The 13,580-nt window shown below is 40.1% G+C and carries 11 protein-coding genes and 1 pseudogene; 7 read left to right on the forward strand and 5 right to left on the reverse strand.

The features are described 5' to 3' along the window. Positions 1 to 194 precede the first annotated feature (194 nt). The 3 genes and pseudogenes from AC1F2U_RS26470 to AC1F2U_RS26480 all read left to right on the forward strand — a co-directional run. A pseudogene (locus AC1F2U_RS26470) lies at positions 195 to 3,026 on the forward strand (DUF2157 domain-containing protein); the annotation flags it as partial. Between the two features lie 118 nt (positions 3,027 to 3,144). Next, the gene (locus AC1F2U_RS26475) at positions 3,145 to 3,375 is read left to right on the forward strand and encodes a type II toxin-antitoxin system Phd/YefM family antitoxin (RefSeq protein WP_099102097.1); all 231 of its coding nucleotides are present in this window, start codon (positions 3,145 to 3,147) and stop codon (positions 3,373 to 3,375) included. Continuing rightward, a complete protein-coding gene (locus tag AC1F2U_RS26480) occupies positions 3,372 to 3,758 on the forward strand; it encodes a type II toxin-antitoxin system VapC family toxin (protein WP_480263802.1) in 387 nt (128 codons plus the stop codon). The genes AC1F2U_RS26475 and AC1F2U_RS26480 overlap by 4 nt, the downstream gene beginning before the upstream one ends. Positions 3,759 to 4,025: 267 nt before the next feature. On the opposite strand, the gene AC1F2U_RS26485 is transcribed toward AC1F2U_RS26480, so the two are convergent. The 4 genes from AC1F2U_RS26485 to AC1F2U_RS26500 form a co-directional block, all read right to left on the reverse strand. After that, positions 4,026 to 4,418: a hypothetical protein gene (locus AC1F2U_RS26485; RefSeq protein WP_480263803.1), complete on the reverse strand. Its 393-nt coding sequence runs from the start codon at positions 4,416 to 4,418 to the stop codon at positions 4,026 to 4,028. A 64-nt stretch (positions 4,419 to 4,482) separates the two neighbouring features. Continuing rightward, a complete protein-coding gene (locus AC1F2U_RS26490) occupies positions 4,483 to 5,544 on the reverse strand; it encodes a hypothetical protein (RefSeq protein ID WP_480263804.1) in 1,062 nt (353 codons plus the stop codon). Positions 5,545 to 5,936: 392 nt separating this feature from the next. Further along, complete coding sequence (locus AC1F2U_RS26495) at positions 5,937 to 6,173, reverse strand: hypothetical protein (RefSeq protein ID WP_335004959.1); 237 nt, start codon at positions 6,171 to 6,173, stop codon at positions 5,937 to 5,939. A 355-nt stretch (positions 6,174 to 6,528) separates the two neighbouring features. Continuing rightward, positions 6,529 to 6,924: a hypothetical protein gene (locus AC1F2U_RS26500; RefSeq protein WP_480263805.1), complete on the reverse strand. Its 396-nt coding sequence runs from the start codon at positions 6,922 to 6,924 to the stop codon at positions 6,529 to 6,531. A 239-nt stretch (positions 6,925 to 7,163) separates the two neighbouring features. Between AC1F2U_RS26500 and AC1F2U_RS26505 the strand changes: the two genes are divergently transcribed. Next, on the forward strand, positions 7,164 to 7,526 hold the full coding sequence (locus AC1F2U_RS26505) for a hypothetical protein (protein WP_480263806.1): 363 nt from the start codon (positions 7,164 to 7,166) through the stop codon (positions 7,524 to 7,526). Positions 7,527 to 7,564: 38 nt separating this feature from the next. Here AC1F2U_RS26505 and AC1F2U_RS26510 read toward each other — a convergent pair whose 3' ends face one another. After that, a complete protein-coding gene (locus tag AC1F2U_RS26510; RefSeq protein ID WP_480263807.1) occupies positions 7,565 to 8,524 on the reverse strand; it encodes an NAD-dependent epimerase/dehydratase family protein in 960 nt (319 codons plus the stop codon). A gap of 541 nt (positions 8,525 to 9,065) precedes the next feature. Here AC1F2U_RS26510 and purD point away from each other — a divergent pair. From purD to AC1F2U_RS26525, 3 genes are all read left to right on the forward strand, one after another. Beyond that, positions 9,066 to 10,349: a phosphoribosylamine--glycine ligase gene (gene purD / locus AC1F2U_RS26515; RefSeq protein ID WP_480263808.1), complete on the forward strand. Its 1,284-nt coding sequence runs from the start codon at positions 9,066 to 9,068 to the stop codon at positions 10,347 to 10,349. A 294-nt stretch (positions 10,350 to 10,643) separates the two neighbouring features. Further along, positions 10,644 to 11,876 (forward strand): hypothetical protein, encoded by a 1,233-nt coding sequence (locus AC1F2U_RS26520; protein WP_480263809.1) that lies wholly within the window; start codon positions 10,644 to 10,646, stop codon positions 11,874 to 11,876. Positions 11,877 to 11,887: 11 nt separating this feature from the next. Further along, positions 11,888 to 13,555, forward strand: coding sequence for an ATP-binding protein (locus tag AC1F2U_RS26525; protein WP_480263810.1), 1,668 nt, complete (start codon positions 11,888 to 11,890; stop codon positions 13,553 to 13,555). Positions 13,556 to 13,580 lie beyond the last annotated feature (25 nt).

Raw genomic sequence — 13,580 nt, forward strand, 5'->3', positions numbered from 1 at the left:
GCAGAGGGGCAGGGGGGCAGGGGAGCAGAGGGGCAGGGGAGCAGGGGAGCAGAGGGGCAGGGGAGCAGGGGAGCAGAGGGTCAGGGGAGCAGGGGAGCAGAGGGGCAGGGGAGCAGGGGAGCAGGGGGGCAGGGGAGGTAACATTAATATACTCGTCTCCCTTGTCTCCCTTGTCTCCCTCGTCTCTCTTACTCTGGGAAAGACTTGGGGGCGTTTTACTCTTTTTGGGTTGGGTGGTATCGGTAGAAAATTATCCTTGGCAAGCAATAGCTGTCAGTGGTTTGGGTTTGTGGTTTGTGGGGAGTCGCTTGTGGCGGTACAGTTTTAAGCGAGACTTTGCAGGGGTTTTCGTCATCGGCTTAGAGACGATTTTGCTAGGTTGGCGATTAGTACCCGATAACTTACAGAAATTAGCGATCGCAACTGGTACTCAACTCACCAATTCTCAAAATGAACCTTGGGCGCTACTGGGTATAGCTTTATTTCCCTACGTAATTTTGATGGTGGCGCTTACAGATAGTTTCTATCGCAGCCAAAAGCGAGAATTAGCTGAGTTTGGCGAACTGCTCGCTCTGTTATTTGGAGCTTTTTTAACAACGATCGCTCTAGTAAATCCTGCATTGCGATCGCTAAATCTGTTATTTTCTACCGCCACTCTGGCATTTGTTACTCAACGCCGCTCTCCCTCATCCCTTCCTCTGGTATACCTAACTCATATCATGGGGGTGCTGACATTTTGCTTTACGATTAATTGGTTATTTCCCAGCCTGACTCAACAAGGTTGGGCAAGTATTTTATTGGCTCTCATGGTTGCAGAATGGCGATTCAGCTTGGAAGAAGGACTATGGCAACGTAGCGCATGGGATATCGGTTTAGGATTAGCCGCAGCGAGTTTTTTCCTTTTGTGGATGAATGCAGAAACATCTTGGTATGGCATCACTGATAGCCGATCTGATTGGGGAGTTTTATGGCTAGTTACGCCTTTAGCTCTGACGGGTGTTGCCAATGCCGCAATTATAGAGCGGCGGATTACTAGCCGTTACTTGAGTGTCTTGGCTGTAATAGTTGCCCAGCTACTAACTTTACAACTACCAGAAATCAGATTAATCGGTTTGGCTGTAGGTGCTGGATTGATGTTTGTAAATACGCGCTATTTGCGAAACCAATTATCTGCGGTAATTACAGAAGGATTTGTTTTAAGCTTTATTGGGGTGCTGCTATGGACGGGTGTACCTGGTTTACCTCGTCTAGCGGTAGCAGGTTGGTTTGTTGTAGGAGCGATCGCAACTCTAAGTTTATGGTTAGCGCGGACTATTTTGAACCAACGCGGTAACGAATTAGCAGTTATCTATGCAGCCGCCAGCGATAAATGGGCGATCGCCTTATGTAGTGTTGAATTATTAAGTTTGACGCTGCACTCAGTGCTGATTTACCAAGGGTTTACGACTTCAGGATTTTTGTTCTTAATTGCCACTGTAATTACCTTGGCAGCCATTGTTTATCGCAGTTGGCGCGAACCGACAAATTGGGCATTTTATGGTATTGGTTGGTGTTTGGAATTGTTGATTACCCAAGGGTTGGGGGAACGCTCAATTGTGAGAATTGCAATTGCAAACATCGCCTTGGGTTTAATTACTCAACTTGTCGGCGAGTGGTGGTGGCGACGACATCAATTAGAAAGGTTTCCTAGCAGCCTTCACATTTTGCCATTAATTTATGGTGCATTCAGTGTATTGTTGCGTTTGAACACCTTTACCGAGTGGACAGGTTTGTATTCCTTGGGTGTAGCTTTAATTATTATTGGCGTGGGGCGACGGCACGAGAGCTTCAAACCTTTGCTGTATTTAGGAACTATTGGCATATCAATTTCTGCTTATGAACTTTTGTTCTATCAAATGTCACAAGCTTCAGGAGGAGCATTAGGTGATGGATTAATTGCCATGTCTGCCCTTGGTGCGAGTATCATGTATGCTTACCGCATTTTGTCGCCTTGGCTTGTTAGCTACTTACACCTAACTCCCCAAGAATTGAAAAGAATTGCTCATATTCACTGGGTTTGGAGTAGCTGTTTATTAATGGCTGCCATTCCTCTTCCCATTGCAGTTAACCGTTTGGTGGGATTAGGAACAGGAGTATTTTTAATTCGCTACGCCGTCTTTCAGGGACGAAATTCGCGTACTTCCCCCAGCATATTTGCAGGAATTACAATCGCCGAAATGTGGGTTTACCTTGGCTTATTAGAGGTAGCCGGGATGAGGATTTATTGGCAAGAGACAGCAGTAGGGCGATTTTGGGCTGGGCCATTAGTTCCTTGGAATGGTGCGATCGCTTGTGTGGTAGCCTACTTTTTGTACATCCTACCTTGGGAAAATTGGGGTTGGTCTAAAAGACCTTGGCAACAAGCTGCATACATCATACCTCTGATAATTTTATGGGAAACCAGACTGCAAACTTACCCCATTACCTTAGTACTCGCAGCTGGATTTTACATCTTTTTAGCAAAAGTAGGTGAAAACATTCGTTTCACCTATATTAGTGTGGCGTTGATTGATTGGGCACTTTACCGTTGGTTTGATTCCTTACAGCTGACTGATGCTTTGTGGTATGTAACACCAATTGGGTTATCACTGCTTTATATTGCTCAAGTGGATACCCAACTGAAGCTACCAGAGTACAAAACATCTCGTCATTTTCTGAGAGTGCTAGGGAGTGGTTTAATTTGTGGATGGGCAATTTTATTTCATCAAAATACAGCCTGGATACCGGGTGTTTTTAGTCTCATCGCTATTTTTGCTGGATTAGCTTTGCGAGTACGGGCTTTTCTCTACATTGGTACAGCCACTTTTTTAATTACTACAATCTATCAATCGGTAATTTTCAGCTTGCAGTACTCCTTTTTAAAATGGGTTGTTGGCTTGCTAGTTGGCATCTTACTAATTTATATTGCCGCCAACTTTGAAACCCGGCGCGCTCAAATAACTTCCTTAATTCGTAGCGCCATTGATGAATTTCAATCATGGGAATAGGTAAGCTAAGGATTAAACTAATTAGATAGGCGATCGCCTAAATTCAAGATACTTGTAAAATTAAGCAAGAGCAATGGCTCTGCCAAAGCTTTAAGCTAACGCATAGAAGTACAAAACAATGACACGGATTCCATTAACAGAAGCTCAACTTCGTTTACCCGAACTGATTGCAAATCTCCAACCCGGTGAAGAAGTGCAGATTTTTTCCGGCAATCGCACCGTTGCCAGATTGATTGGCGAATTCCAACCACCCCGGAAGCCTCGCCAGCCCGGTACTGCAATTGGAACCCTAACCATTGTGTCCGAAGATGAAACCCACTTGGAAGACTTTAACGACTACATACCATGAAATTTCTGCTCGATACTCAAGCATTTCTCTGGTTTGTACTCAACGATCGCGCCCTTAGTCAAGTTGCCTGTGATTTGATTGTCGATCCCCTCAATGACATCTTGCTCAGTCCTGCTTCCTATTGGGAAATTGCCATCAAAGTTAGTATTGGTAAGTATCAAATTCCTGAAAATTTTGAAACATGGATGGAGCATCAAATCCAAGTTAACGAATTTGAAATATTACCAATTAAAGTTGCTCATGCAGCCGCAATCGTGACTCTGCCATTCCATCATAAAGATCCCTTTGATCGGCTTTTGCTTGCTCAAGCACTCACAGAAAAGATCCCGATCGTTAGTGTAGATAGAGTATTAGACAATTATGCAATTACTCGTTGTTGGTAAATACGATAACCTGCCGTCAACCGCAGTGCGATCGCTCATCCTCGTAGGTTGAATTGACGTAAGAAAACCCAACATTCATTAGCTCAAATAAAGTGCGATCGCTTGTGTGGTAGCCTACTTTTTGTACATCTTATTGTATCAATTCTTTATGAAGATGCACCAAAGCATATTAGAAATGAACCGCCAAAGGTGCATAGACACGAATGGCTTCCCGCAGGGTAGGACACAAATAAATAAAATTTGGCGCTGCTTCATAAAGAAATGGTATTAGGTATTAAGCCGATCGCCAGTATCTTTAAGTTGCTTAACTATATTGCCAATTGCAGCTACACCGCCGTTTACAATGGCATTTGAAACAGCTTCCCCTAATCTGATTAGTGGACTTAAAATATCAAAAAAATTCTGAACTCCTTGAATTTTTGCAGCTGCTTCATCAAGAGAATTAATAGCCTCAATTATTTTTTGGGCTGGTTCCTTTATATCAGTTAAAACTTTATTTAATTCTATGCTATTGAGCTTGGCAGCAAAATCCACAAATTTTTGGCAGTCATTATTAATTGATTCCAAGTCACTCTGACTAATTTCTTTAGCCTTAAAAAGCTCTGTTGCTCTTTTTTCAAGAGTTTTTCTTAGTTCATTTACCTTATCTATCAAGGACATAAATAATAACTCTCATTTTTTTTAACAATGAATTTGTAATGGGAAAATTTTAGATAAAATCTAGTTAAAAAGCGCGATCGACTTCCTCTACTAGAGGTTTTACTGATATGACGTATTCATTGAGTATTCTTTGAATGCGTTTCATTTTTTTTTCATCAACTTTTTTGAATGATACTTTAGTATTAAACTGACACAATTGATTAACATCTTTAGGTTTTAGCCCTTCTGCAAATTCTTTGCTTAGTCGATTATGAGTTTTAACTGTACTAACAAGAATTTGATTATAAGCCCTAGCTGCTTGTTCTTTGTCAGCCACTATTTCCATAGCTTTATTGTAGTCTTCTGTTAATTTTTCACCTACTGTGATTCGCTCGACAGCTTGTTGATAATTACTTGGATTAATTATATCTTTACCTAGCTCATTTAAAGTAATAAAGTAGGATTTATAGTAAGTATTAATCGCGTCTGTTTCTTGGCCTAAAGTTCCGTTTTTACTAAGGTAGTTGTCGTTTACAAGAAATATTAAGCCTCCTTTAGCAGGTTTATAAAGATCAACTCCATTCTCATCAGTTGCTGGAACTGAATTACCAGTAATATATTTATGAATAGGTTCATTAGTACAAATAATCGCTTTTTGGAGAGCATCCTCTCGAATTTTTTTAGTCGCTAAATCAAATAAGACTTTAAGAATTTGACTGCCTCCATCCACTGCATCTGAATCTAGTTTGTTGGTATGAATAGATAAATTTTTGAGACTTTCACCCAAGTCATCTATTGAGTTATCTAAAGATAAATTTTTTCCGCTTGCTATAGCACCTAGAGCATCCATATAGTCAATTAAAATACTGACTACTGTTTTGAAATTATCAGAGCTAACTCGTTCAGTTGTCTCACAACTCTCTCGCCGATTGTTGCGATCAGTGATTCCATCATCGGGAACTAATTTGACATATCTAGTACGTCGTAAACAAGATTGATAAATATCTTCAGCAAAATCATTAGAAGCTCGTTTAACTATCTCTCTGCTCTTGCTAAAGTCTTCTACAGACTGAAAATTAGCTCCGCAACTTCCTAACAAAATAGTAATCGGAATGACGACACTGATTAAAGATTTTCTTTTGAACATTTTTACTTACCCTCGCACTATTGGGAAAATCGCTGTTGTTTCCTTCTCCACTCCCCAATTAGTCAATTTCGGAATTTTGCGATCGCATTAGAGATTTTTTTCTAAACTAATGATTGTTCACGTTCTTATTAACTTTGGAGGTTAACGTTAATACCATAAGCTTATCTGACTTTTCACGTTATGTAGAAAAGCCACGAAATACCTAACCCCCTAACCCCGTTCCCGATGCAGTAAGGGGGAAATTTCAAAGTCTCTCTCCTAAAAGGAGAGAGATTTAGAGAGAGGTTTTCCAGATACCGTGAAAAGTCAGATAAGCTTACCGGGAGCAAAACACTGCTAATTGTGAATAGGAAAAAGCAAATTTGTTTCACATACGCATAATATGAATTCGATTACGTTAGTTGAATTCCTATCTGATTAGCACGGAGATGAATAATTTGCGCCAGTCTAGTTTGCGTTATTATTGCAGTTTGATCGCCTTGCCATTTTTGGTAATTAGCACGAACTGAGTCTAATTCTTGCTGTAAATCTTCTTTACTAGTCATTGCCATAATTTGGCTTTCAATTGGGTTAGTACTGTTAGGACTGGGATTGGGTTTACTATTTTCATTCGGAATTAGAAAATTCATAGAGCCTCCAGAAGGATAATATTAGGATTGATTGACACAACTATCGAATGCATCTTTATTTACCGTTGCGATATTACTAAAATCGCTGTTATTTCCTTCTCCACTACCCAATTAGTCAATTTCGGAATTTTGCGATCGCGTTAGAGGTTTTTTTCTAAACTCAATGCCTTTGATTAAACCAATCTCAAACACGAGAATGCTTTCACGCCCTCTTCTATCTCTTTTTCAAGGGAAGGTATTTAGGTTTCCAAGAAATTAATTATTGATAAAACTTTTCATTATTGCTGAGATGGATAAACTCACAAAGCGATCGCTTTGTGCAAAATCTTGGTCAATCCCTGCAAGATTGCATAATTTATTTGTTGGAAGTCCTTAATACATCAAAAAATATTGCTCCAGGGTTGACGTTTCGGTGTTTCGCGCAGTCTGTAGCAGCTTCCGCCTTCCCTGTAAGAACTTCCGCTTTGACGTTTCGGTGTTTCGCGCAGTCTGTAGCAACTTCCGCCTTCCCTGTAAGAACTTCCGCCTTGACGTTTCGGTGTTTTGCGCAGTCTGTAACAACTTCCGCCTTGACATTTCGGTGTTTTGCGCAGTCTGTAACAACTTCCGTCTTCCCTGCAAGAACTTCCGCTGTTGCTGTAGCAACTTCTGCTTTAACTTCGTTTATCTCGTTCTCATGCTCTGCATGGGAAGTTTCCCGACTTGTTTGCGCAGCGTCTCCCCCTGGAAGAAGCAAGTAGCGTTTGAGCAACGAAACCCAACATTTTCATAACTTTGTTGGGTTGCGCTTTGCTTCACCCAACCTACAATTTTTTTTAACCCAAGCGTATTGGGTTATGAAACGGAGAGAGGGAGGATAAGAATTGGTGAAATTACTCAAATTTTAGTCATTAAAAAAATAAATAATTTTACTCAGGACAACCTTTTAAAAAATTGTTCACTATGGAATTACTAAAAGTTTAGGTTATTTTTTCAGGCAAAGGAGTATTAATGGCAAGGCACAAACGCGATTCACGTATTCTGAGCAAAGCTGAAATGCGCTTGGCAAGTATTAAATCTATTAGTCCTACTCTAGATGTAGGAGATAGTTTAACAGTTAAAGATTATACTGATAAAATTGAAAATCTCCGTCAATCTTTAGAAGCCTACAATACTACTCTCTCTACTATTGATGTTTTATTAACTCAAATCACCGAAAATGAACGGGATTTGGCAGATTATTCTGAAAAAATTTTACTTGGCGTTGCTTATAAGTTTGGAAAAAATAGCCATGAGTATCAGATGGCTGGAGGTACTCGTAAAAGCGATCGCAAGCGTGCTGTGCGCCAAAGTGTTGTTTTGACTACCAACTAAGGGCAAAACGGTTAAACAGATAAAGAAAATGAGGAAAATTAGGAAGATAGGGAATACAAAGATTTCACCCACTCCCATTCCTGCGTCAAACCCTCTTTTAAAGAGACTTGCGGCTGATATCCAAGAATTTTCTGTGCTTTAGATACATCAGCAGCAGTGTGGCGGGCGTCTCCCATCGCTTTTTCTATATGGTTTCTTTTGATTGGCTTCCCAACAATTTCTTCAATTGTATTTAAGACTTCTACTAAAACTACCCTGCTCCCACCACCGATATTAAAGATTTCTCCCACTGCTTCGGGTGCGGTAGCGGCGGCTAAATTAGCGGCGACAATATCACTAACAAAGGTAAACTCCCGCGTTTGCTGGCCATCGCCATAAATAGGAATCGCCTCATCGCGCAAAATGGATTGAAAAAACTTATGAAATGCCATATCTGGGCGCTGTTTCGGGCCATAAACTGTGAAATAGCGCAATGTCACACAGGGCACACCAAAATTCTTGTAATACAGTTCGCATAAAAACTCTGCCGCTAGCTTTGTAATGCCATAAGGAGAAACCGGTTGAGGACAAATTCTCTCGTGAGTAGGTAATGTTTCGGCATCACCATATACACTAGATGAAGAGGCAAACACTAATCTTTTTAGGTGTTTAGCATCCTTAGCTGCTTCCAGCAAAACTTGTGTAGCGTTAACATTTCGTTCTGTATAGCCTCGAAAAGCTTTACCCCAACTTGCTCTGACCCCTGCTTGTGCCGCTTGATGGTAAACTACATCAACATCTTTTAGGAGTTTCTGCCAATCTAAAAACTGCATATCTCCTTCAATTAATGCAAAACCAGGTAAACGATATAAGTGTGCAACATTGTTTCGCTTTAACATCGGATCGTAATAATCATTGAATTCATCAATCCCGATTACTTCGTTTCCTTGTTGTAGCAATGTTTCTGCAAGATGAGAACCAATAAAGCCTGCGACTCCAGTAACGATAATTTTAACCATTTTGCTGATTTTTTGTATCCCGATCAACCGTTATATTCACAGGTTAATAATTATAATCAAAAATTGGTTATTGATTGAGGATTTTTTCATAGATAATTTGAGTCGTATCAGCAGAAAAGATAATTTAACTAATACACTTGTGCTGAAAATATGTTATTAACTTGATTTAGTAATTGTTAGCAATAAAAATTAAAACTTTACTAATTAGTGAAATTTAATTTTTAGAATAAATGCAGTTGGAATTTAATGGCTAAAATTGAGTAACCAAGGTTTTACCCTACCCTAACCCTCCCCTTATAAAGGGGAGGGAACTAGATTTTCCGGTTTCCCCCCAATACATCGGGGGGATTAAGGGGGGTAATTCGACTTGTGTGACACCGTAGGCAGGCGGTGAGGGGCTGGGAGTGGAATATTAGGGGACTTTTACAAGAGGTATACTAAATCATCAGAAACTTGCACAAGTGTGAGAATTGATGAAAAAATTGATCCGCGAGAGTTGAATCAGGTATTCTCATTTTGCAAGGGACGCACGAGGAAATTAGTGAAAGTTTTAGTTGTCGGTAATGGAGGGCGCGAACACGCTCTGGCGTGGAAACTGTTGCAATCTAAGCAAATTGAGCAAGTTATCTGTGTACCAGGCAATGGGGGTACGGCAAGTATGGAACGTTGCCAAAATTTGCCCTTAGCAGTAGACGATTTTGAGGGGATGAGCCGATATGCTCTCTTAAATGGCATAACTCTGGTAATAGTTGGGCCAGAAGTTCCGCTATCTAAGGGAATCACAGATTACCTCCAAGACAAAGGATTGATGGTATTTGGCCCAGTCAGAGCCGGAGCGCAAATTGAGGCGAGTAAAGCTTGGGCAAAAGCTTTAATGCAAGAAGCAGGGATTCCGACGGCACAGGCTGCGGTATTTACGGAGGCTGAGGCAGCAAAATCTTACGTCAAATCTCAGGGAGCGCCCATTGTTGTCAAAGCTGATGGCTTGGCGGCTGGTAAGGGTGTAACGGTAGCTGAAACAGTTGCACAGGCAGAAAGTGCCATTGATGCAATTTTTCAAGGACAATTTGGCAGTGCTGGTGAATTTGTCGTCATTGAAGAATGTTTGACTGGGCAAGAGGTGTCAGTTTTAGCGTTGACTGATGGGTTAACAATTAGACCCTTGTTGCCAGCGCAAGATCATAAGCGGATTGGTGACGGCGATACAGGCGAAAATACTGGCGGGATGGGAGCATACAGCCCAGCACCCATCGCTACACCAGAGTTGATGGCACGCATTCAAACAGAAGTACTAGAAAGAGCGATCGCCACCTTAAGAGCTAAAGGCATTGATTACCGAGGCGTGCTGTATGCTGGGTTAATGATTGCACCCGATGGCGACTTGAAAGTTTTGGAATTTAACTGTCGCTTTGGCGATCCCGAAACCCAGGTGATTTTGCCACTGTTAGAAACACCCTTAGAAGAGTTGATTCTAGCCTGCGTACAGCAGCGCTTAAGTGAATTGCCGCCCATTGCTTGGAAAGGGGGAGCATCTGCCACTGTCGTTGCCGCTTCCGGTGGTTATCCAGGAGAATATCAAAAGGGCCGGGTGATTACTGGTATTGAGCAGGCAGAAGCAGCAGGAGCAACTGTATTTCATGCAGGTACGAAATTGAACCAGCAACAACAAATAGTTACAGATGGGGGTCGAGTATTAAATGTGACGGGAATTGGAGAAAATTTTGAGCAAGCGATCGCTCAAGCCTACGCAGGGATCAAATATATCCAGTTTGAGGGAATATATTACCGAAGAGATATTGGGCATAGAGTGGTTAGGGCAAAGTAGGGGGAAATTCCATAAGCGATTGCATGATGTTGCTTGTTCAAGAATTTGTGCGACTGATTCTGCCGTTATGAAGCTCTGTTGTTACCAATAGGCTAGCTAACAATCGGGTACACTGCATGGACAATACCGCACACTTAACAGGCATAGGGTAGCTAACGATGCCTAGATTGAACTATGTTTAGGCATCGTAGACATAAATGATAATGCTTATACGACAAGCTACTCGACAAATATTATACTAAGATGAAAAACGTTAGGTAAAATCTTCTAAAGCAATACTCTTAAAGGTAAGATATGCCAGGAAAAGAAATCCCTGATAGTGCTATTGAGTTGGTTGCCAAACATATCAACACAAGAAGCAACAAAAATTATGGTATTCCTGTGATTGGGCACGAAGAGAATATAGAAACTCCTCAAATATTTGAAATCATTCCATTCGATCAAATTGATGACAGTGACAGAAGATTTTATGCGATAGATGGCAGTTATAACAGTGAGCAATTCTACAACGGTCTATGCATCGCTATTTATGCTGCTGGTTACATCTGCTTTCACAAGGGTAAGCAGACTAGAATGAACTTATTAGACGATCCAGTAATACTTGGACAGGCATATTATCCACATAATATTCTTATTACACATCCAGGTCACTTGAATGATATTTACGATGAGCTTCTAACTTTAGAGCCAATAAAATGTCTATTCAACTTTTTAGCAGATGTACCAGATAAGGTTTTCGCGTACAAAAGAGAACAAATTTGTGCAAATCTATCAACCCTACTGGGATTCTGTCAGGAAGTTTTGGAGATTGCGCTTATTCTTGAAATCATTGAACGTCCAGAAACAAAGGCTGGAGATTTTATTTTACGAGATGGTACGTTACGCCCTCTACAAGTGAAACAGTCTTACTTAGTGAAGTTAGGAGAATATGCTCATTATAAAGGAGTTAAGGTAGTTGCTGTTACTAAACAATCTTTTACCAAGATGGAACTAGCTTATACATTTAAACAGATTGATAATTATCTTCAGGATCAACTTAAGTATGAATATCCTTTTGTAGAAACAGATCCAAAGCGGAAGAAACTTTGTTGCTGGTTTGAAGTGCCTGATGTAGTTCTCAAGGCAGCATATCAGGGAGATATGTTTATCAAGAAATCGATTCGCGGAGGAAGAGGATTTGGGTTGTTTATGGCAGCTCGGTTAGATTATGTGGAAAAGCTACAAAACTACGATTGGCTTATACTGGATGTCAATATCTTTGATGCTATTCCAGAAATTGGATCAAACACCATTGAAAGAGATAGAGCACAACTGGCTTTAATATTTAAAGAGCTAACTCGACTCACCCAGGAACATTATATTCTTGGATATCCTTATCCGCTATGTGAAGTTCACAATTTTATATCTCTAAAAAAGAACTTTAAAGAAGAAATAATCGCTCGTCTAAAGTACTCTCTTTATAGAGATCAGAGAATGGATAACGTTGATATTGAAAATCTTTTTCTAAATATGCATGACAGATTTTAAGAGGACTCTTTATGTCGAAAGCTAACAAAGCAGATTTTGGTGTTCTATATGGTCAAAAAACAACTGAGGATGCACTATTAATCTATTCTTCCTATGAAGACGCTAAAGCCAGTCCACAAACTGGTGATTTTATCGTCTTGACTCCAAAAGATGAGGGTAGTACAAAGTATCTTGCAAGGGTTGAGGCTGAAATATACGACGAAGATCCTATTTTCAAGTCACAAGAAAAAACTTTGGTTGCTGTACATTATGCTCGAATTGCAGAAAGGGAGCTTTCTGAACGTGATAAACAAAAGATGTTCAGCTATACATACAAAGTTTGTATTTTAGGCACATTTACAGACAGTGGTTCTACGATCGCCTTCACAACTGCTGTGAGGAAACTACCAACAGTTTCTTATATTGCAAGACATTTGAACAAGCGTGAGATAGAATCAATCCTCAATAAAACGAATGAAAATGGTGTTGAAATTGGATATCTATGTGTAGGAGAAACGATCTTCAAAGATAAAGGACCAATTCTTTTTAGGATTGATAAGTTGCGTAGCAGACGCACGATGGTATTTGCCCAATCTGGTTTCGGAAAAACCAATCTTGTTAAAGTACTTCTTTACCATATGACTCGTGATACTTCATATGGAAAGTTGATTTTCGATTTGAATGGTGAATATTTTTTACGTGGCACGGCTACATACGGATTGGGAGATATCAATGAAAACTCAATTCGGGATAATGTTGTCGTGTATACTGACAAGAAACTACCCGATATTTATACGAAACAAAATCGATTCATTTTCGGCGGTAAAGTTACACTCAATATGCATAAGCACTTAGCAGTAGGTGACATCTTGAATTTTGGGGCTGGTTTTTCTGAAGTTATGAAATCTTTTCTTCTATACCTTGATGAGGAAGGTGTACCTGGCTTTATTGGAAATATTGATGACTATGTTAAAAACCCAAGCAAACTTCATCAAGATTTTTCTGATTTTTTTGGCGAACAGAAGACTGATGCAAAAGGCAACCTTAAAGAGGATGTCTCTGCCAGAAAAACAATCATGGCAATCATAAAGAGAATTCGTCATTTAATTGATGAAGGTAATCTACATTCCAGATCATCAAAGCTTATTGAAGATGTATTCAAATATCTAAAGCAAGGGAAGACTGTCATTATTGATTTATCTTTAAAAGACAACATGGATGCCAGTATTATTTCAACTATTCTGGTTCGCAAACTCTTTGAGAGCAACAAAGAGAAATTTACCTCGGATGAACCAGAAGAAGTTGTTAATGCCGTTGTCTTTGTAGAAGAAGCCCAAAATGTTTTATCTCACGAATTTGTAAAATCCAATGCAAATCCATTTGTCAGAGTGGCAAAAGAAGGACGGAAATTTGGATTAGGATTAGTTGCTGTAACACAACGCCCCTCCGCGATTTCTGATGAAATTAGAACCCAAGCAGAAAATTTCTTTGCCTTTCATATGGGCAATTCCGATGATATTAAGGCACTCGTAAAGTCCAACATCAACTATGATGGAGTGATATCAAACTTTATTCAGCGCGAGACGATCGCAGGTAATCTCTATATGGTTTCATCCGATCAAGCTTTTGCGCTTCCTGTGCGCGTTACTGAGTTTGAAAAGCTTGTAGAAGGAAAGGTTTATCCAGAGGCTAAATTCTAAAGATTAATTTGGGCTAGAAGTGCAA

Source organism: Nostoc sp. LEGE 12454, assembly GCF_056620565.1.